The organism is Streptomyces sp. NPDC030245 (assembly GCF_055572995.1).
In genome coordinates this window covers 252,931-271,461 of the sequence record NZ_JBVICF010000008.1, presented here as the reverse complement: position 1 = coordinate 271,461, position 18,531 = coordinate 252,931, and the positions used below count along the sequence as shown (strand labels likewise).

The window sequence follows — 18,531 nt, the reverse complement described above, 5'->3', positions numbered from 1 at the left end:
CCGGAAGCCGATTGGCTTCCGGCCCTCGATTCATTTGTGGCCCACCGCCTCCTCGTACAGTGTGCGGTCCACCACCTTCTCCTCCGGCACCTTGTCGCCCTTCGAGACGCCCGCCACGCGGTACGCCTGCTGAAGGCGGTCCGTCGTGCCCGCGCGGATCTCCCAGTCCATGCGGAGGGACGGCGTGGCGCGCAGCACCTCCTCGTCCGTGTCCAGGAGCTGTGCGAGCCTCGCCGTGAAGGCCTCGTCGGTCTTGTAGTCGCCCGCGAAGTACGTGTTCACCGTGCGGATGTACGCGCGGAGCAGGGCGACGCCCGCGTCCGGGTCCTCCCTGAGGAGGTTCGGGCCGAAGAGGAGGCCGCCCAGCGGTTCGCCCCGGGGCTGGCCGCCGAGGAACGCGTACTTCTTGTTGCCGTCGACCTTGCGCCAGACCGGGTCGAGCAGCCAGGCCGCGTCGGTGCCGCCGTTCTGGAGGGCGGTGAGGACGTCGCCCGAGCCCAGCTGCTGGAACCGGATCTCGTCGAGGCCGCCGCCGTGCTTCTTCAGGGCCTTGTTCATGGGGTACGCGATGACGGACCCCTTGCCGATCATCGTGCCGAGCGTGCGGCCGGCCATGGGGACACGGTCCGCGGTCTCGCCCTTCTTCAGCCGTACCCACAGGCCGCTCTTCGAGCGGGGGTCGGGGGAGAAGTTGCCCGCTGTCCATTTGATGTCGAACCCGCTGGTGATGCCGTTCATCACGGCGGCTTCCGGGGCCGCCCACTGGGCGTCGACGTCGCCCTTGGCGAGGAGGGGGAGCGCGTCCGGGGTGGGCAGCACCTTCAATTCGACGTTCAGGCCCTCCTTCTTGAACTCGCCCTTCTCCACGGCCATCTGGAGGGGGCCGACGTATTCGGCGCTCAGGGTGCCGGTCGCGATCGTCAGCCTGCGTTCCTCGGGGAGGGGTTTCGGCGCGGGTGTGTTCGGGGCGCAGCGGGCCGGCTCACGGTCGGGGGACAGGTCGGCGGGGTCGGTCCAGCTGCCCTTGCCGCAGCCGGAGACCGGGGTGACCGTGCGGGGCCCGGTGGGCGCGGCGGCCTCCTCGCCGTCGTCGTTCTTCGCGCAGCCCGCGGCGGCGAGGAGCGAGCCCGCCACGAGCAGCGTGAGCGCGGTGGTGCGGAGATCTCTCATGACTGGCTCCGGCCGCGGTCGCGCGGGGCCCAGGGGGTGAGCAGGCGGCCCGCGACCCGCACCAGTTCGGAGAAGACGACGCCGAGCAGGGCGACGCAGACGATGCCGACGAACATCACGTCGTTCTGGAAGAGGGCGCGCGAGTCGAAGATCAGGTGGCCGAGGCCGTCGGCCGCCGCGATCTGCTCCGAGGCGACGATCACCAGGACGGCGACGCCCGCGGCGATCCGCGCGCCGACCAGGACGGCGGGCAGGGACGCGGGCAGCAGGACGTGGCGGAACATCTGCCAGGGCGAGGCCCCGAAGACCTGGCCCGCGTCACGGTGTCCTGACGGGACGGCGAGGACCGCCGCCATCGTCGAGATCCAGACGAAGAAGAAGACCGTGGCGGCGACGAGCGCCACCTGCGGCCCCTCGCCGAGCCCGAACATGTTGAGGAAGACGGGCAGGAGCGCCAGCTTCGGGACGACGTACAGCGCGTCGAGTGTGGGCTCCAGCGCGGCCCGTACGACGGAGAGCGTGCCCATCAGGAGGCCCAGCGCGTAACCGGCGGCCGTGCCGATCGCGTACCCGGCGAGCACGCGCTTCAGCGTGGCCCACACGTCCGGCCACAGCTCACCGTCCGCGGCGCGCTGCCAGCCGTCCTCCAGGATGGTCTGCGGCGCCGGGTAGACGCGGTCGTCGAGCCAGCCGCGGACGGCGGCCAGCTGCCACAGCAGGATCAGGGCGGCGGGCACGCCCACGGCGAGCGACAGCTCCAGGGCGCGGCGGCGGCGATGGGTGCGGACGGGGTGCAGCTCCTGGGGGCCCGGCCTTCTGACCAGCAGCTCCTCTTCAGGGGCGGGGCTCTTGTCGGTGGTCGTGGTCATGCCGCGGCCGCCGTGCCGACCTCGGCCCGCAGCAGCTCCCACAGCTCGCTCTTGAGGGCGGTGAACTCCGGTGCCGTACGGATCTCTCCGCCGCGGGGGCGCGGGAACGGCGGGCGGCGCTCGGCGATGACGCGGCCGGGCCGGGCCGACATCACGAGGACGCGGTCGCCCAGGACGATCGCCTCTTCGAGGCTGTGGGTGATGAACAGGGTGGTGGTGCGGGTGGTCTGCGTGAGGGCGAGGAGCTCGTCCTGGAGGATGATGCGGAGCTGGGCGTCGAGGGCGGCGAAGGGCTCATCCATGAGGAGGATCTCGGGCTGCACGGCCAGCGCGCGGGCGATGGCCACGCGCTGACGCATCCCTCCGGAGAGGGCGGCGGGATAGGCGTCGGCGAAGTCGGCGAGGCCCATCCGGGTCAGCCACTCCGTGGCGCGCGCGTTCGCCTCGCGGCGGGGGACCTTCTGGATGTCCAGGCCGAAGCGGACGTTGGCCCGGACGGTCTTCCAGTCGTAGATGCCGTAGTCCTGGAAGATCATCGCGACGGGGTGGCGGGCAGCCGTGCGGATGCTCAGCTCGCCGGAGGTGGGGCGCAGGAGGCCGGCGGCGATGCGGAGGAGGGTGGACTTCCCGCAGCCCGAGGGGCCGACGAGGCAGGTGAACTCACCGGGGGCGGTCTCCAGGTCGACGGGGCCGAGGGCGTGCACCGCCCTGGCGGCTCGGCCGAAGGTCCTGGTCACCGCGTGGGCGCGGAGTTTGGGGTGCGGATGCGGATCTTCCACGGCTTCTCCTTGCGGAGGGCAGGCGGATGTCGGGCGCCGCAGAGAATATGACGGGGCGTCAGATTCTGGAAGGGGTCGGTACGGTGGCCGGTACGGTCGACACCGGCCGGCGAGGGGACGGCGAAGGCCCCCAGCGCCTGTGCGGCGCCGGGGGCCTGCGAGTCGTATGCGGCTGCGCCGCTCGTGCGCGAAAGTGCTACGCCGCCGCGCAGCTCGGGCAGACGCCCCGGTACGTGACCTCGACGTCCTCGACCGTGAAGCCGAAGCGCTCCGAGTCGGGGAGGCTCGCCAGGGGGTTGCCCGTGGGGTGGACGTCGCGGATGGCGCCGCAGCGGGCGCAGACCAGGTGCTGGTGGGGGCGGTGCGCGTTCGGGTCGTACCGCTTGGCGCGGCGGTCGGTCGAGACTTCGAGGATCTCGCCGAGGCTCACGAGCTCGCCCAGCGTGTTGTAGACGGTGGCGCGGGAGATCTCGGGCAGCTTGTCCGTGGCGCGGGCGTGCACCTCGTCTGCTGTGAGGTGGACGTGGTCCCCGTCGAGGACCTCGGCGACGACGCGTCGTTGCGCCGTCATGCGCCAACCGCGGTCGCGCAGTCGTTCCAACAGGTCACTCATGGGAGCCAGCCTAACAGGCGGGGGACCTCAGTCCCGAACGGGTGTGACTTTGGATTCTCGCTTGACTTAGACAAAGTCCATCGTAGGATCGAGTACGGCAAACGCCAAGGGACAGGGCCGACGGACAGGACTGGCAGGAATGACGCAGGAGGCGCACGTGACGCAGGGACCGCTCACCACGGAGGCCGGGGCGCCGGTCGCCGACAACCAGAACAGTGAGACCGCGGGCGTCGGCGGTCCGGTTCTGGTCCAGGACCAGCTGCTCCTGGAGAAGCTCGCCCACTTCAACCGCGAGCGGATCCCGGAGCGGATCGTGCACGCCCGCGGCGCGGGCGCGTACGGCACCTTCACGCTGACCCGGGACGTCTCGCAGTGGACGCGTGCGAAGTTCCTCTCCGAGGTCGGCAAGGAGACCGAGACGTTCCTGCGGTTCTCCACCGTGGCCGGCAGCCTCGGCTCGGCCGACGCCGTGCGCGACCCGCGCGGCTGGGCGCTGAAGTTCTACACCGAAGAGGGCAACTACGACCTCGTCGGCAACAACACCCCGGTCTTCTTCATCCGGGACGCCATCAAGTTCCCCGACTTCATCCACACCCAGAAGCGGGACCCCTACACGGGCTCGCAGGAGGCGGACAACGTCTGGGACTTCTGGGGCCTCTCCCCGGAGAGCACCCACCAGGTGACCTGGCTCTTCGGCGACCGCGGCATCCCCGCTTCGTACCGCCACATGGACGGCTTCGGCTCGCACACGTTCCAGTGGAACAACGAGGCCGGTGAGGTCTTCTGGGTCAAGTACCACTTCAAGACCGACCAGGGCATCAAGAACCTCACCCAGGACGAGGCCAACAAGCTCGCCGGTGAGGACCCCGACTCCCACCAGCGTGACCTGCGCGAGGCCATCGAGCGCGGCGACTTCCCGTCCTGGACCGTGCAGGTGCAGATCATGCCGGCGGCCGACGCGGCGAACTACCGCTTCAACCCGTTCGACCTCACCAAGGTGTGGCCGCACGCGGACTACCCGCCGATCGAGATCGGCAAGCTGGAGCTCAACCGCAACCCGGAGAACGTCTTCGCGGAGGTCGAGCAGGCCATCTTCAGCCCCGCGCACTTCGTGCCGGGCATCGGCCCGTCCCCCGACAAGATGCTCCAGGGCCGCCTCTTCGCGTACGGCGACGCCCACCGCTACCGCGTCGGCATCAACGCCGACCACCTGCCGGTGAACCGCCCGCACGCCACCGAGGCGCGCACCCACTCCCGTGACGGCTTCCTGTACGACGGCCGCCACAAGGGCGCGAAGAACTACGAGCCGAACAGCTTCGGCGGACCGTTCCAGACGGACCGGCCGCTGTGGCAGCCCGTCCCGCTCACGGGCGGCACCGGCAACCACGAGACGCCCCGGCACGCCGAGGACAACGACTTCGTGCAGGCGGGCAACCTCTACCGCCTGATGTCCGAGGACGAGAAGGGCCGCCTGATCGACAACCTGGCGGGCTTCATCTCCAAGGTCTCGCGCGACGACATCGCGGAGCGCGCGATCGACAACTTCCGTCAGGCCGACGGAGACTTCGGCAAGCGGCTGGAGGCCGCGGTCCAGGCCCTGCGCGGCTGACCAGCACCACTTGTCGTAGGCAGAGCGGCGGGCCGGTTCCCTCACGGGAGCCGGCCCGCCGCCGCGTTCGGCCTGCCGCGCTCACCCCGCCATCGCGGCGGAGGCCGCCGCGCGCCGGTCGGGCGCCCAGCAGCGGATGATGTCGCGGACCGAGACGATGCCGGTCGGTTCGTTGCCGTCCATGACGACCAGGTGCCGGAAGCCGCCGTGCGACATGGCGTCCGCGGCGTCCTCCAGGGTCCACGAGGGGCAGGCGAAGACGATCTCGGTGGTCGTGTGGGTGCCGGCGACCTCCTGGTCCGGATCCTGGCCGAGGCCCAGGGAGATGAGGATGTCCCGCTCGGTGAGGATGCCGATGCCACAGGTGTCGGGGTCGAGGACGACGGCCGCGCCGACGCGGCGGGCCGCCATCAGGTGGGCGGCCTGGCGGAGAGTGTGGGCGGGGCCGATGGTGAGGACCATCGAGCTCATGGCGTCGCGGACGAGCATGGGCGTGAGCCACCTCCTTGGTGAAACCGCGGTCTCCCGGTGGGCGAAGGATTGCCTCCGCCACCCGCTTGGAGAACGGATTCACAAGTTCACAAGTGGGGGGAGTCTCAGAGTCGCAGCCATGCCGGGGGCGAGCAAGGGGGTGTGCGCGGCCAGTTCGGCCCGGCCGGTCGGGCCCGGTCGGTCAGGCTCAGCAGCTGGTTCAGTAGCGCTGGTTCAGTAGCGCTGGTTCAGGTAACCGAGCAGCTCGTCGTGGAGCAGGCCGTTCGACGCGGCCGCGTTGCCGCTGTGCGGGCCCGGCCTGCCGTCGAGGCCGGTGAAGCTGCCGCCCGCCTCGGTCACCACGATCGCGTTCGCCGCCATGTCCCAGAGCGAGAGCTCCGGCTCCGCGCAGAGGTCGACCGACCCCTCGGCGACCATCATGTACGGCCAGAAGTCGCCGTAGCCACGGGTGCGCCAGACCGAGCGCGTCAGGTCGAGGAAGCCGTCGAGGCGGCCCTGCTCCTCCCACCCGGAGAGCGAGGAGTACGCCAGTGAGGCGTCCGAGAGCCGCGAGACCTTGGAGACGTGCAGCCGGGTCGCCGAGGTGAGGGAGCGGCCCGTGTACGCGCCGCCGCCCTTCGCCGCCCACCAGCGGCGGCCGAGCGCGGGCGCGGAGACCACGCCGACCACCGGCTGGTAGCCGCCCTCGCCCGCCTCCATCAGGGAGATGAGGGTGGCCCACACCGGGACGCCGCGTACGTAGTTCTTCGTGCCGTCGATCGGGTCGATCACCCAGCGGCGCGGGCCCGTGCCCTCGACGCCGTACTCCTCGCCGAGGATCGCGTCACGCGGCCTGGCCCGCTGGAGGTTGCCACGGATCAGCTCCTCGGCGGCCTTGTCGGCCTCGCTCACCGGCGTCATGTCCGGCTTGGTCTCGACCTTGAGGTCGAGGGCCTTGAACCGGGCCATGGTCGCGGCGTCGGCGGTGTCCGCGAGGACGTGGGCGAGACGCAGATCATCGTGGTAGTCGGGCATGGATGAACAGTAGCGATCTCGTTCGGCACGATCCACAGCGCCGGGCGCGAGGGGCCCGCGCGGCGCTTGCGCCGGGGCTATTGACAGTGCTGCCGAGCGCGTCAACTCTGGCACGGAAGCCCCAATGGGCCTGTCCGGCCCTGGGCCCGGGGAGGCGACGATGCCCGCAGCACGGGAGTCCTTACTGGACGCGGCGTACACGGCGCTCGCACGGCGGCCGTGGCCCGGCGTCCGCATGGTCGATGTCGCGGCCACCGCCGGGGTGTCCCGGCAGACCCTCTACAACGAGTTCGGCAGCAAGGACGGCCTGGCCCGCGCCCTGCTGCGGCGCGAGACGGACGGCTATCTGCACGGCGTCGAGCGGGCGCTCGCCGCGGAGCGCGAACCCGCCGACCGGCTCGCCGCCGTGGCCGCGTGGACGGTGGGCGCCGCGCGGGGCAACGCGCTCGTACGGGCCGCGCTCACCGGCTGCTGGAGCGAGCGGCTGCCCGCGCCGAGCCGGGCCGCCGGCTCCACCTCGTCGGTGCCGGCGCAGCGCCGCGCGGACGCCGGGGTGCCCACCGCCGCCGAACTGCTCACGCTCGTACGCGACCGGGCGGTGCTCGCGCTCGGCGGCCGGGCCAGAAACCGCGACCCCGAACTGGCCCGCGCCTGCGAGAGCGCCGTCCGCCTCGCCCTGTCGTACGTCGTCGCCCCGGCCGGGAACGACGACGACCCCGCGGAAGTGGTCCGCGGGGCCATAGGGCGCTGGGTGGGCGCGAGGTAGGGGTCGGGCCCTGGTGCGCGTCGGGCCCTAGTGCGCCGAGCCGGACAGCTGGAGGCCGATCACACCGATGATGACGAAGGAGATCGACACGATCTTGAGCGTGGAGACCAGGTCACCGAGGAAGACCATGCCGTAGATGGCGGTGCCCGCCGCGCCGATGCCCGTCCAGACCGCGTAGGCGGGCCCCACGTCCAGCTTCTTCAGCGCCAGGGTGAGCAGACCGAAGCTGCCGAGGGCGAAGCAGGCGAACGCGATCGTGGGCCAGAGCCTGGTGAAGCCGTGCGACAGCTTCAGACAGACCGCGAAACCGGTCTCGAGAATCCCGGCGACGATGACCAGCAGCCACGCCATGTCCTTGCCTCCCGTACTCGTCCACGATGTGCGGCCGCTTCGTCTGGCTGGAATCCGGCTCGGTGCGACTGTGCGCGATTATGCATTTACCTTCACCCGCCCGGTGCAAACAACGCGAAGGTCAGTCGTCGTCCCGCCGCTCCCGCGTCGCGAGCAGCCTGCGCAGTGAGTAGAGGCGGTCCGGGTCCGCGTGCCCGGCGGCCACCCAGGAGTCCAGGGCGCAGTCCTTCTCGTCGTGGCTACAGCCGCGCGGGCAGTCCACCGTCCCCGGCTCCAGGTCGGGGAAGGCGAGGATGACGCGGGACGGGTCGACGTGGTTGAGGCCGAACGACCGCACGCCCGGGGTGTCGATCACCCAGCCGCCCACATCCGCGAGCGGCAGCGCCAGCGCGGACGTCGTGGTGTGCCTGCCGCGGCCCGTGACCGCGTTGACGTGCCCGGTGGTGCGCCGCCGCTCCTCCGGCACGAGCGCGTTCACGAGCGTCGTCTTGCCGACCCCGGAGTGCCCGACGAAAGCGGTCACCTTGCCGTCCAGCAACTCGTGGACCCGCGCGAGCTCCGCGCCGTCGGTGAACTCCTCGCGGCTGGTGACGACATAGGGGATGTCGAGCGTGGCGTACGTCTCCAGGAGCTTGTCGGCGGAGGCCAGGTCCGACTTGGTCAGGACGAGGATGGGCTCAAGACCGCCGTCGTACGCCGCGACGACGCACCGGTCGATGAGCCGCGGCCGCGGCTCGGGGTCGGCGAGGGCCGTGACGATGGCGAGCTGGTCGGCGTTGGCGACGACCACGCGCTCGTACGGGTCGTCGTCGTCGGCGGTGCGCCGCAGGACGGAGGTGCGCTCCGCGATCCTGACGATCCGCGCGAGCGTGTCCTTCTTGCCGGACAGATCCCCGACCACCGCGACCCTGTCACCCACCACGGCGGCCTTGCGGCCCAGCTCGCGGGCCTTCATCGCCATCACGATCCGGTCCTCGACCAGGACGGTCAGACGCCCCCGGTCGACGGTGAGGACCATGCCCTCGGCCGCGTCCTCGTGCTTGGGCCTGATGTGGGTGCGGGGGCGGTTGCCCTTGCGGTTGGGGCGGACGCGGATGTCGTCCTCGTCGGGGTTCTTGCCGTACCGGCGCATGTTCTCGTTCCGCCCGTCAGTTCCCGAGCATCCCGGTCCAGAGCTCGGGGAAGTCCGGGAGCGTCTTCGCCGTCGTCGCGACGTTCTCGATCTGTACGCCGTCCACCGCGAGGCCGATGATCGCGCCCGCGGTCGCCATGCGGTGGTCGTCGTAGGTGTGGAAGATGCCGCCGTGCAGCCGGCGCGGCCGGATGTGCAGGCCGTCGGCGGTCTCGGTGACGTCACCGCCCAGTTCGTTGATCTCCTTGGTGAGCGCGGCGAGCCGGTCCGTCTCGTGCAGGCGGAGGTGGGCGACGCCGCGCAGGGTCGACGGGGAGTCGGCGAGGGCCGCCACCGCGGCGATGCCGGGGGTGAGCTCGCCGACCTCGCTCAGGTCCACGTCGATGCCGTGGATCGAGCCGGAGCCGGTGAAGACCAGGCCCTGCTCGGTCAGCTCGCAGGAGCCGCCCATCTCCGTGAAGATCTCGCGCAGCGCGTCGCCGGGCTGCGTGGTGCGGGCCGGCCAGTCGGGGACGGTGACCGTGCCGCCGGTGACCAGGGCCGCGGCGAGGAACGGCTGGGCGTTCGACAGGTCGGGCTCGATGGTCAGGTCGCGGCCGAGGAGGGCGCCGGGGGCGACCCGCCACACGTTCGGCTCGCCGCCCGCCTCGGGGGTGTCCACCTGGGCGCCGACGGCCCGCAGCATGTCCACGGTCATCCGGATGTGCGGCATCGACGGCAGCGCGCCGCCCACGTGCCGCACCTCCACGCCCTGGTTGAAGCGCGGGCCCGAGAGCAGCAGGGCGCTGACGAACTGCGACGAGGACGAGGCGTCGATCTCGACCCGGCCGCCCTCCAGGGCACCGCCGCCGTGCACGGTCAGCGGCAGGGCGCCCGGGCTGCCCTGCGAGGCGTCGTCGATGCGGGCGCCGAGGGCGCGCAGGGCGTCGATCACACCGTGCAGGGGCCGCTCGTACGAACGGGGGTCGCCGTCGAACCGGATCGGCCCGTCGGCGAGGGTGGCGACCGGGGGCAGGAAGCGCATGACCGTGCCGGCGTTGCCGACGTCGACCGTGGCCGGGCCGCGCAGGCGCGAGGGGATCACGCGCCACGCCTCGCCGGAGCCGTCCTTGCCGCCCGCGACCGAGGAGCTCGACGACACGGTCTCCTCGATGCCGACGCCCATGGCCCGCAGCGCGCCCGCCATCAGCAGGGTGTCGCGGGAGCGCAGCGGGCGGCGCAGCCAGCCCGGCTCGGCGGCCAGCGAGGCCAGGACCAACGCGCGGTTGGTGACCGACTTCGAACCGGGGACGTGGACCGTCGCGGTGACGGCTCCGCTTGCGTGCGGGGCGGGCCAGAGGGCGGTGTTCGCCGGGGTTTCGGTCATGCCCTCACTTTAGTGGCTGGCCGGGACCTCGCTCAGACGTCGAGGAGCCAGCGACCGCCGCCCATCAGCGAGCAGAGCGAGACCGCGTGGAAGAGGAAGAGCCACATCCCCGCGGGCACGTGCGTCAGCCGCGACAGCTGGTCGGCGTCCGAGTCGCCCGCGCCTCCGCGCCTGCGCTTGGCCTGGAGCTCGAAGGCGGGACGTACGCCTCCCAGGAGCAGGAACCACACCACCGCGTACGCGAACGCCGCCTGCACGTCCGTGGTCGCCAGCCAGGAGACGACCAGGAACGTGCCGCCTGCGAGGACCACGGTCAGCGCGCCGTACGCGTTGCGGATCATCACCAGCATCACGACGAGCAGCGCGGTCGCGATCCACAGGAACGCCGTGATGCGTCCCGAGTCGAGCAGCGCGGCGCCGCCGAGGCCGAGCAGCGGGGGAGCGGTGTAGCCGGCGGCCGCGGTGAGGATCATGCCGAGGCCCGTGGGCCTGCCGCGCGAGACGGTCAGGCCCGAGGTGTCCGAGTGCAGCCGGATGCCGTCGAGGCGGCGCCCGGTGAGCAGCGCGAGCAGGCCGTGGCCGCCCTCGTGCGCGATGGTGATGGCGTTGCGGGCGAGGCGCCATATGTTGTGCGGGACGACGACGGCGAGGGCGACGACGCCGGCCGCGATCACCAGCCACTGCTCGGGCGCCGCCTGCGTGCCGAAGACGCGGTCCCAGAGGTCGGTCAGGCTGGCGTTGGCGGTGCTTTCCATTGCGGGGACTGGCTCCTCTGGCGGTGGCGGGTCTGGCAGTCTGGCACGTATGTGCGGACGGTATGCATCCAGTCGTGGGCCCGAGGATCTCGCGGGAATCTTCGAGATCGAGAAGTGGGAGCCGGAGGAGGCCCTGGCCCCCGATTACAACGTGGCCCCCACGAAGGAGGTCTACGCGGTCCTCGACCGTCCTCTGAAAGACGCCGACGACCCGCGTCCGGTTCGCCAGCTGCGCACCCTGAAGTGGGGACTCGTGCCCTCCTGGTCCAAGACGCCCGAGGGCGGCGCCCGGATGATCAACGCGCGCGCGGAGACCGTCCACGAGAAGCCTTCCTACCGCCGCGCCTTCACCTCGCGCCGCTGCGTCATCCCCGCCGACGGCTACTACGAGTGGGTGACCGCGCCCGAGGAGCGGCAGCTGGAGGTCGAGGGGAAGAAGAAGCGGCCGCGCAAGCAGCCCTACTTCGTGACGCCCGCCGACGGCTCGGTCTTCGCCATGGCGGGGCTCTACGAATTCTGGCGGGACAAGACCCTGCCCGACGAGCACCCCCTCGCCTGGTGGGTGACGTGCACGGTGATCACCACAGAGGCGGAGACCGCGCCGCTCGCGGAAGGACCCGACGACGGCCCGCGCTCGCTCGCGGACATCCACCCGCGCATGCCGCTCATGCTGACGCCCGACCGCTGGGACGCCTGGCTCGACCCGTCCCGCACGGACGCCGACGACCTGCGCACCCTCCTGGAGCCGCCGCCGCACGGCCTGATGCGGGCCTATCCGGTGTCCACCGCCGTCAGCAACGTACGCAACAACGGGCCGGAGCTGCTGAAGGAGCTCGACGGACCCGAAGAGGGCACACTCTTCTGACGTGACCAAGGACGCACCGAAGAGCGAGATCATCCCGACCGACGCCGGTGAGGCGCGCATCACCTGGCACCCGGCGAAGAAGGCCCGCTTCCTGCTCGCCGTCAGCCACGGCGCGGGCGGCGGCATCGAGGCCCGCGACCTCCGGGCCCTCGCCGCCGAGCTGCCCGCGCACGGCGTGAGCGTCGCCCTCGTCGAGCAGCCCTGGCGCGTCGCGGGCAAGAGGCTCGCGCCCGCGCCGAAGACACTGGACATGGGGTGGCGCGGCATCTGGCCCGCGCTGGAGAAGAAGGGGCTGCCGGTGATCTCGGGCGGCCGCAGCGCGGGCGCCCGCGTCGCCTGCCGCACCGCCACCGAGCTCGGCGCCGCCGCTGTGCTCGCCCTCAGCTTCCCCCTGCACCCCCCGGGCAAGCCCGAGAAGTCCCGCGCCGACGAACTCCTCGGCGCCGGCGTGCCCACCCTCGTCGTCCAGGGCGGCAACGACCCCTTCGGGAGGCCCGCGGAGTTCCCCGAGGGGCCGTACGAGCTGGTGGAAATCCCGTACGGCGACCACGGGTTCGCCGTGCCGAAGCGGGCGGGGATCGGGCAGGACGAGGCGGTGGAACGCGTCACGGACGGCGTCACACGGTGGACGGGAATGTTGGCCGGGTGACCTCTGTTGTTGCGGACAGACGGTGAACGCCGTCGGTAGCTGTTCGTACGAGAGGGAGTCCGCCGCATGGGTTCGACCATCTGCCCGAACCGCTCCAGCGCCACTGACCTGGAGTGGACGGTGCTGAGCGCACCCAAAACCGCATCTATTCGGGCGGCGCGCGGAGCGGGTCGTCGTCTATCCTCCGATTCGAGTGGGGCTGCTTTCGGCCTCACCACGTCGTTGGAGGAGGTGGGTCCGGTCACTGGGACCGACGCAGGGACCGAGCACGGCCAGGCGGAGCAGCCCCGACAGAGTTCGGAGAAGACCGAGACGGCCGCGGAGCGCACGGCCCGCTTCGAGCGGGACGCGCTGACGTTCCTCGACCAGATGTACTCGGCGGCGCTGCGCATGACGCGCAACCCGGCGGACGCCGAGGACCTGGTGCAGGAGACCTACGCCAAGGCGTACGCGTCGTTCCACCAGTTCCGCGAGGGCACCAACCTCAAGGCGTGGCTGTACCGCATCCTCACCAACACCTTCATCAACTCGTACCGCAAGAAGCAGCGCGAGCCCCAGCGCAGCGCCGCCGAGGAGATCGAGGACTGGCAGCTCGCGCGCGCCGAGTCGCACATGTCCACCGGTCTGCGCTCGGCCGAGTCGCAGGCGCTGGACCACCTGCCCGACTCGGACGTGAAGCGGGCGCTCCAGGCGATCCCCGAGGAATTCCGCATCGCCGTCTATCTGGCCGACGTAGAGGGCTTTGCGTACAAGGAGATCGCGGACATTATGGGGACACCCATCGGTACGGTGATGTCCCGACTGCACCGGGGCCGCCGCCAACTGCGCGGCATGCTGGAGGACTACGCCCGTGAGCGCGGGCTCGTCCCGGCAGGTGCCGGGGAGTCGAACGGAACGAAAGGCTCGGGCTCATGAGCTGCGGAGAGCCGCACGAGACTGACTGCAGTGAAGTCCTGGACCATCTCTATGAGTTCCTCGACCACGAGATGCCGGACAGCGACTGCACCAAGTTCGAGACGCACTTCGAGGAGTGCTCTCCGTGCCTGGAGAAGTACGGCCTCGAGCAGGCGGTCAAGAAGCTGGTGAAGCGCTGCTGCGGCCAGGACGACGTCCCCGTCGACCTGCGGGCCAAGGTGATGGGCCGCATCGACCTCATCCGCTCCGGGCAGGCCGTCCCCGAGCAGGACGTCACCCAGGACGCGGCCCCCTCGGAGGCCTGAACACGCGGGGTCCGCTCACGGGCCCCGCTCTCCTCCCCCGTCACTCGAACGTGCTAATTACCGGCAGCCGGGCGCTGACCGGGAGAACGCCGTTCTAGTCTCCGGACCGGAAACGGGGAGGAGACCTCCATGCGGTCGGTGCCGGTGCGGGCCCGTGTCTACATCCTGTGTGTCGCCCTGGCCGGCGTCGCCTGCGCCGTACCCGCGGCGGGCGAGCGCCCCTCGTGGCCGGCCGTCGCCCTCCTCTCCGTGCTCTACGCCGGATGCGAGCAGGTCACCAGGTGCCGCCTCGTCGGCCGCCGGGCCCCGCGCGGGCTCGGCACCTTCTTCCCCGTGCTGCTCGCCGGGGTCTTCCTGCTGCCGCCGTCGGCCGCCGCGCTCGTCGCCGTGCCCGGCGCGCTGCTCGCCCGCGTCGACCGGCGCCCCCGCCGGCTGCGCCGCATCTGGCGCGCCGCCCGACTCGCCCTGGCCGCTTGGGCCTCCGCGCGGGTCTACGCCGTGCTGGGCGGCCCCGCCGCCAGCGCCGCACCCGACTTCCCGTACGTCCTCGGACCCGCCGCAGCCGCCGTCCTCGCCTTCTCCGGCGTACTCACCGTGCTGGACGGCGGCGCCCTGGTGACCGCCGAGCGCGTCCCCGCGCGGACCGCCTGGCGGGGGCTCTTCCCGCGCGTGCTCGCACCCGTCGCCGTGCACGGGCTCGCCGGACTGATGATGGCGGTGCTCTGGGCCAGTCCGTACGGCCCGGCCGCCGCCCTGCTCGTCCTGCTCCCGATGGGCGTCTCCTGCTGGGTCTTCGCGCAGTACCACCGCGAGCGCGCCGCCCACCAGGCGACCATCCGCGCGCTCGTCCAGGCCGTCGACCTCAAGGACAAGTACACCCGCGGGCACAGCGAGCGCGTCGGCCGCGCCTCCGTGATGATCGCGCGCGAGCTCGGCATGGACGACGAGCGCGTCGAGGTCCTGCGGTTCGCGGGCATCCTGCACGACGTCGGCAAACTCGGCGTACCGACCCGGCTGCTGCGCAAGGACGGGCCGCTCACGCCGGAGGAGCGCCGCGTCATCGAACTGCACCCCGAGTACGGGCACGAGATGGTGCGCGGCATCGGCTTCCTCGGTGAGGCCAGGGCGGCGATCCTGCACCACCACGAGCGGATCGACGGCAGCGGCTACCCGTACGGGCTCACCGGGCCGCAGATCCCGCAGAGCGCACGCGTGGTGGCGGTGGCCGACGCGTTCGACGCCATGACGTCGACCCGGTCCTACCGGCGGGCCCGGCCCGTCGAGGCGGCCGTCGCCGAACTCACCCGGTGCGCGGGCAAGCAGTTCGACCCCGAGATGGTCGGGGCGCTCGCCCGCGCCCTGGAGCGGCACGGCTGGCACCCCGAGGTCACGGCGGACGTGCCCGAACAGGGCGGGCCGCGGGAACCCGTGCCCACCGCGCCCGCCACCCCCGGGCCCGTCACGCCCGCGGTCTTCCGCCCGGTGGCCCGGTGAAGGCCCCCTCCCGGCTGCCTTCCACGGTCACCTGCCTGGCCGGGCTGCTCGCCCTCGCCTCCCTCGCCTGGACCCTCTGGCACGGCATCACCGAAGGCCGGGCCGCCCTCGCCTTCGGCGTGCTCATCGCCCTCGGCGAGCTGGCCCGGTGGGGGAGCGGGGAGGACAGGGAGCCCGCGCCGCTGGGCGCCGCGGGAGCGCTCGCGTACGCCCTGCTCGGCGAGAGCTCCGGGCGGCCCACGCACCACGGGGTGCTACAGGTGATCGCCGTGGTCGTCGCGGCGGCCCTGGTCGGAGCGGTGCCGCACGTGGCGCTCGGCCGGGGGCCCTCGCCGGACCACATGGCGCGCCGGGTGCTGACCGTCGGGTTCGCGGCGGCGTGCTTCCAACCCCTCTACAACTCGGGCAAGCTCGGCGAATGGGTCGGGCACGGGCCGTACTTCGCGCTCGTCATCGTCGCCCTGCTGGCCCTCACCGCGCTCTGCGACGCCGTCCTCGCCGCCGTGACGGCCCACGCCCGCACCCGCTGGCCATTCGGGCCGCTGCTGCGGGAGGAGCTGCGGGCGATGCCCGGCATCGGCTCCGCGGTGTGCGCGACGGGCGCCGTCATGGCGCTCGCGGTGGCCGTGGCCGGCCTGTGGGCGCTGCCCGTCCTCAGTCTTCCGCTGCTCCTCACCCAGCTCTCCTTCCGGCGGTACGCCGCGGTCCGCGCGACCTACCGGCAGACCATGGCCTCCCTGGCCAGGGCCACCGAGATCGCCGGCTACACCCCGCAGGGCCACGCCCACCGGGTGGCCGGCCTCAGCCGGGCCGTGGGGCGGGACCTCGGGCTCTCCGAGTCGGACCTCACCGTCCTCGAGCACGCGGCGCTGATGCACGACATCGGGCAGCTGTCCCTCGTCGACCCCGTCCCCGCGGGCGCCACCGCGACGCTCGCCCCGGCGGAACAGCGCCGAATAGCCCTGCTCGGCGGAGCGGTCGTCCGGCAGACGGGGGTGGCGGCCGCGGTCGCCGTCGTGGTGGAGCGGCAGGCCGACCCGTACCGCGAGCAGCCGCTCACCGCACGTATTGTGCGGACGGCGAACGCGTACGACGAGATGGCGCGGGGAGAAGGACCGTCAGGGGCGCTGGGCGGCCCGCTCCACGCCCTGGAGAGGCTGCGCCTGGCCACGGGCCACGACTATCAGCCGGAGGTCGTGGAGTCGCTGGCCAGGGTGCTGTCCAGGGATGGCCTTACCTCTCGCCCGGCTGGGTAACCCATGGGTAATGAGCGGCCGTCCGACCGTACGTGGTTGGATGCGAAGAAGAGGGTGCACGGGGGTACGGACCCGACGCTGTGCCCGGACGAGACGAGACCTACGCATGACGTGGCAGGCGGGAATCAGGCGGGAATCGTGAGGATCTTCGGCAAGGGACGGCACCGGCCCTCCGCCTCATGGCGGCAGGCGACCGACCGCGCGTTCACGCTGATCGGCGACGGCCGGTACGAGGACGCGGGGGCACTGCTGACGCGCGCGGCGGATCTCGAACCCTGGCTGTCCGAGTCCTGGTTCAACCTGGCGCTGCTGCACAAGTTCCGGCACGACTGGGAGCAGGCGCGGGCGGCCGGACTGCGGGCGGTCGCGCTCCTCGACCGCTCCGCGGGCGCCCCCGACTGGTGGAACGTCGGCATCGCGGCGACCGCGCTCCAGGACTGGCCCCTGGCCCGCCGCGCCTGGCAGGCGTACGGCCTGCGGGTGCCCGGCGGGGTGGCCGCCTCCGGCGAGCCCACGGGCATGGACCTCGGCAGCGCGGCCGTGCGGCTCTCCCCGGAGGGGGAGGCCGAGGTCGTGTGGGGCCGGCGCCTGGACCCGGCCCGCATGGAGGTCCTCTCCATTCCGCTGCCCTCCTCCGGGCGCCGCTGGGGCGAGGTCGTGCTGCACGACGGCGTCCCGCACGGCGAGCGGACGACGGCGGCCGGGCACTCCTTCCCCGTGTTCGACGAGATCGAGCTCTGGGCGCCCTCGCCCGTGCCGACCTGGGTGGTCCTCCTGGAGGCCGCCACCGAGGACGACAGGGACGCACTGGAGCGGCTCGCGGCCGACGCGGGCTTCGCCGCCGAGGACTGGTCGTCCTCCGTGCGGCTGCTCTGCCGGATGTGCTCCGAGTCCCGGATGCCGAGCGACGAGGGCGACGGCGAGCACCTGGATCCGCACGACCACAGCGAGCCGGGCCACCCCGGCCCGCTCGGCCACCGCAGCCCGGGCGCCCTCTGGGTGCCGGAGCGCGAGTGCGGCCTCGCGGCGCCCGCGGGCCTGGTGCGCGGGCTGCTCGACGGCTGGGTGGCGGACAGCCCGGATTCCCGTGACTGGCGGGATCTCGAAGAGGTCTGCTGACGCTTCGCCGTAGGCTGTACCGGCACAATCTCTTGAGGGTTTCAAGGAAGGCGTACGGCGGACATGGCGCAGGACACTGAGCAGCAGGCTTCCGGCGGGGTGCTCCCCGTCGACGACGAGGGCTTCGTCATCGACACGGAGGACTGCGAGGAGCGGGAGACGGCCTACCGCGAGCGCGGCACGTCCCGGCCGATCACCGTCGTGGGCAACCCGGTGCTGCACAAGGAGTGCAAGGACGTCACGGCCTTCGACGACGACCTCGCGAAGCTCATCGACGACATGTTCGCGACCCAGCGCGTCGCGCAGGGCGTGGGCGTGGCCGCCAACCAGGTCGGTGTGGACCTGAAGGTCTTCGTCTACGACTGCATGGACGACGAGGGCGTGCGCCACGTCGGCGTCGTCTGCAACCCGGTCCTCCAGGAGCTGCCCGCCGAGCGGCGCCGCCTCGACGACTCGGGCGAGGGCTGCCTCTCCGTCCCGACCGCCTACGCCCCGCTGGCCCGCCCGGACTACGCCGAGGTGACCGGCCAGGACGAGAAGGGCAACCCGATCAAGGTGCGCGGCACGGGCTACTTCGCGCGCTGCCTCCAGCACGAGACCGACCACCTGTACGGGTACCTGTACATCGACCGCCTCTCCAAGCGGGAGCGCAAGGACGCGCTGCGCCAGATGGCAGAAGGCACCCCGCGCTACCCCGTGGTGGCGAATGACTGACGCGCGCGCCGCCTGAGCGGCGCGGGAACCGCGTGACACCAGCGGCCCCTGGTCCGGGAAGTACCCCGTGACCAGGGGCCGTTGGCATGCACGTGGCATGCACGTGGCATGAGCCGCTCGCTTGTGCGAGCAGAACAAGCTGCCGGTGATCCATATTCAGTCACGTAAGGGGATGTTCTCGGCACTGGGGGGTAGTGAATGGCGCAAATCTGTTCCCTGAACGGTCAGTTGTGGTGCTGAATGGAAAGCGCGGGGATACGCAACGGCGCGCGCCCGGCACGGCGGGAGGGGCGTGTGT

The 18,531-nt window shown here is 72.0% G+C and carries 20 protein-coding genes; 10 read left to right on the top strand and 10 right to left on the bottom strand.

What is annotated here, in order from left to right:
- Nucleotides 1-30: 30 nt before the first annotated feature.
- The 4 genes from ACZ4Z4_RS22830 to ACZ4Z4_RS22815 form a co-directional block, all read right to left on the bottom strand.
- On the bottom strand, nt 31-1,170 hold the full coding sequence (locus ACZ4Z4_RS22830) for an ABC transporter substrate-binding protein (protein ID WP_468330067.1): 1,140 nt from the start codon (nt 1,168-1,170) through the stop codon (nt 31-33).
- Nucleotides 1,167-2,039: an ABC transporter permease gene (locus ACZ4Z4_RS22825; RefSeq protein ID WP_468330064.1), complete on the bottom strand. Its 873-nt coding sequence runs from the start codon at nt 2,037-2,039 to the stop codon at nt 1,167-1,169. Before ACZ4Z4_RS22825 ends, ACZ4Z4_RS22830 begins: the two co-directional genes overlap by 4 nt.
- Complete coding sequence (locus tag ACZ4Z4_RS22820; RefSeq protein ID WP_468330060.1) at nt 2,036-2,818, bottom strand: ABC transporter ATP-binding protein; 783 nt, start codon at nt 2,816-2,818, stop codon at nt 2,036-2,038. Before ACZ4Z4_RS22820 ends, ACZ4Z4_RS22825 begins: the two co-directional genes overlap by 4 nt.
- A 196-nt stretch (nt 2,819-3,014) precedes the next feature.
- Nucleotides 3,015-3,431: a Fur family transcriptional regulator gene (locus tag ACZ4Z4_RS22815; protein ID WP_468330057.1), complete on the bottom strand. Its 417-nt coding sequence runs from the start codon at nt 3,429-3,431 to the stop codon at nt 3,015-3,017.
- A gap of 139 nt (nt 3,432-3,570) precedes the next feature.
- Between ACZ4Z4_RS22815 and ACZ4Z4_RS22810 the strand changes: the two genes are divergently transcribed.
- On the top strand, nt 3,571-5,040 hold the full coding sequence (locus ACZ4Z4_RS22810) for a catalase (protein ID WP_468330054.1): 1,470 nt from the start codon (nt 3,571-3,573) through the stop codon (nt 5,038-5,040).
- A gap of 81 nt (nt 5,041-5,121) precedes the next feature.
- On the opposite strand, the gene ACZ4Z4_RS22805 is transcribed toward ACZ4Z4_RS22810, so the two are convergent.
- Nucleotides 5,122-5,529, bottom strand: coding sequence for a CBS domain-containing protein (locus ACZ4Z4_RS22805; protein ID WP_468330051.1), 408 nt, complete (start codon nt 5,527-5,529; stop codon nt 5,122-5,124).
- 216 nt (nt 5,530-5,745) lie between these two features.
- On the bottom strand, nt 5,746-6,546 hold the full coding sequence (gene hisN, locus ACZ4Z4_RS22800; RefSeq protein ID WP_398300985.1) for a histidinol-phosphatase: 801 nt from the start codon (nt 6,544-6,546) through the stop codon (nt 5,746-5,748).
- 160 nt (nt 6,547-6,706) lie between these two features.
- On the opposite strand from hisN, the gene ACZ4Z4_RS22795 reads away from it, so the two are divergent.
- The gene (locus tag ACZ4Z4_RS22795) at nt 6,707-7,312 is read left to right on the top strand and encodes a TetR/AcrR family transcriptional regulator (RefSeq protein WP_468330048.1); all 606 of its coding nucleotides are present in this window, start codon (nt 6,707-6,709) and stop codon (nt 7,310-7,312) included.
- A 27-nt stretch (nt 7,313-7,339) separates the two neighbouring features.
- Here the strand turns inward: ACZ4Z4_RS22795 and ACZ4Z4_RS22790 are convergent, their stop codons facing one another.
- The 4 genes from ACZ4Z4_RS22790 to ACZ4Z4_RS22775 form a co-directional block, all read right to left on the bottom strand.
- Nucleotides 7,340-7,663: a DMT family transporter gene (locus ACZ4Z4_RS22790; protein ID WP_468330046.1), complete on the bottom strand. Its 324-nt coding sequence runs from the start codon at nt 7,661-7,663 to the stop codon at nt 7,340-7,342.
- Nucleotides 7,664-7,784: 121 nt separating this feature from the next.
- Nucleotides 7,785-8,795: a ribosome small subunit-dependent GTPase A gene (rsgA, locus tag ACZ4Z4_RS22785; protein ID WP_468330043.1), complete on the bottom strand. Its 1,011-nt coding sequence runs from the start codon at nt 8,793-8,795 to the stop codon at nt 7,785-7,787.
- 16 nt (nt 8,796-8,811) lie between these two features.
- Nucleotides 8,812-10,161: a 3-phosphoshikimate 1-carboxyvinyltransferase gene (gene aroA, locus ACZ4Z4_RS22780; protein WP_468330040.1), complete on the bottom strand. Its 1,350-nt coding sequence runs from the start codon at nt 10,159-10,161 to the stop codon at nt 8,812-8,814.
- A gap of 32 nt (nt 10,162-10,193) precedes the next feature.
- Entirely contained in the window at nt 10,194-10,916 is a 723-nt protein-coding gene (locus tag ACZ4Z4_RS22775; protein WP_468330037.1) for a M50 family metallopeptidase, read from the bottom strand.
- A gap of 49 nt (nt 10,917-10,965) precedes the next feature.
- Here ACZ4Z4_RS22775 and ACZ4Z4_RS22770 point away from each other — a divergent pair, with 49 nt between their 5' ends.
- The 8 genes from ACZ4Z4_RS22770 (at nt 10,966) to def (ending at nt 18,233) form a co-directional block, all read left to right on the top strand.
- Nucleotides 10,966-11,781, top strand: a complete 816-nt coding sequence (locus tag ACZ4Z4_RS22770) for an SOS response-associated peptidase (RefSeq protein WP_468330034.1) — start codon at nt 10,966-10,968, stop codon at nt 11,779-11,781.
- Between the two features lies 1 nt (nt 11,782).
- A complete protein-coding gene (locus ACZ4Z4_RS22765; RefSeq protein ID WP_468330031.1) occupies nt 11,783-12,430 on the top strand; it encodes an alpha/beta hydrolase family protein in 648 nt (215 codons plus the stop codon).
- Between the two features lie 231 nt (nt 12,431-12,661).
- Nucleotides 12,662-13,345 carry a sigma-70 family RNA polymerase sigma factor gene (locus ACZ4Z4_RS22760; protein ID WP_468330028.1) on the top strand — a complete coding sequence of 228 codons (684 nt, stop codon included), beginning with the start codon at nt 12,662-12,664 and terminating at the stop codon, nt 13,343-13,345.
- Nucleotides 13,342-13,650 (top strand): mycothiol system anti-sigma-R factor, encoded by a 309-nt coding sequence (gene rsrA, locus ACZ4Z4_RS22755; protein ID WP_362996335.1) that lies wholly within the window; start codon nt 13,342-13,344, stop codon nt 13,648-13,650. Before ACZ4Z4_RS22760 ends, rsrA begins: the two co-directional genes overlap by 4 nt.
- A gap of 129 nt (nt 13,651-13,779) precedes the next feature.
- Complete coding sequence (locus ACZ4Z4_RS22750) at nt 13,780-15,144, top strand: HD-GYP domain-containing protein (RefSeq protein ID WP_468330025.1); 1,365 nt, start codon at nt 13,780-13,782, stop codon at nt 15,142-15,144.
- Nucleotides 15,141-16,400 (top strand): HD-GYP domain-containing protein, encoded by a 1,260-nt coding sequence (locus tag ACZ4Z4_RS22745; RefSeq protein WP_468330022.1) that lies wholly within the window; start codon nt 15,141-15,143, stop codon nt 16,398-16,400. The genes ACZ4Z4_RS22750 and ACZ4Z4_RS22745 overlap by 4 nt, the downstream gene beginning before the upstream one ends.
- Before the next feature lie 138 nt (nt 16,401-16,538).
- On the top strand, nt 16,539-17,519 hold the full coding sequence (locus tag ACZ4Z4_RS22740) for a tetratricopeptide repeat protein (RefSeq protein ID WP_362996329.1): 981 nt from the start codon (nt 16,539-16,541) through the stop codon (nt 17,517-17,519).
- Nucleotides 17,520-17,582: 63 nt separating this feature from the next.
- Entirely contained in the window at nt 17,583-18,233 is a 651-nt protein-coding gene (gene def, locus ACZ4Z4_RS22735) for a peptide deformylase (protein WP_468330019.1), read from the top strand.
- Nucleotides 18,234-18,531 lie beyond the last annotated feature (298 nt).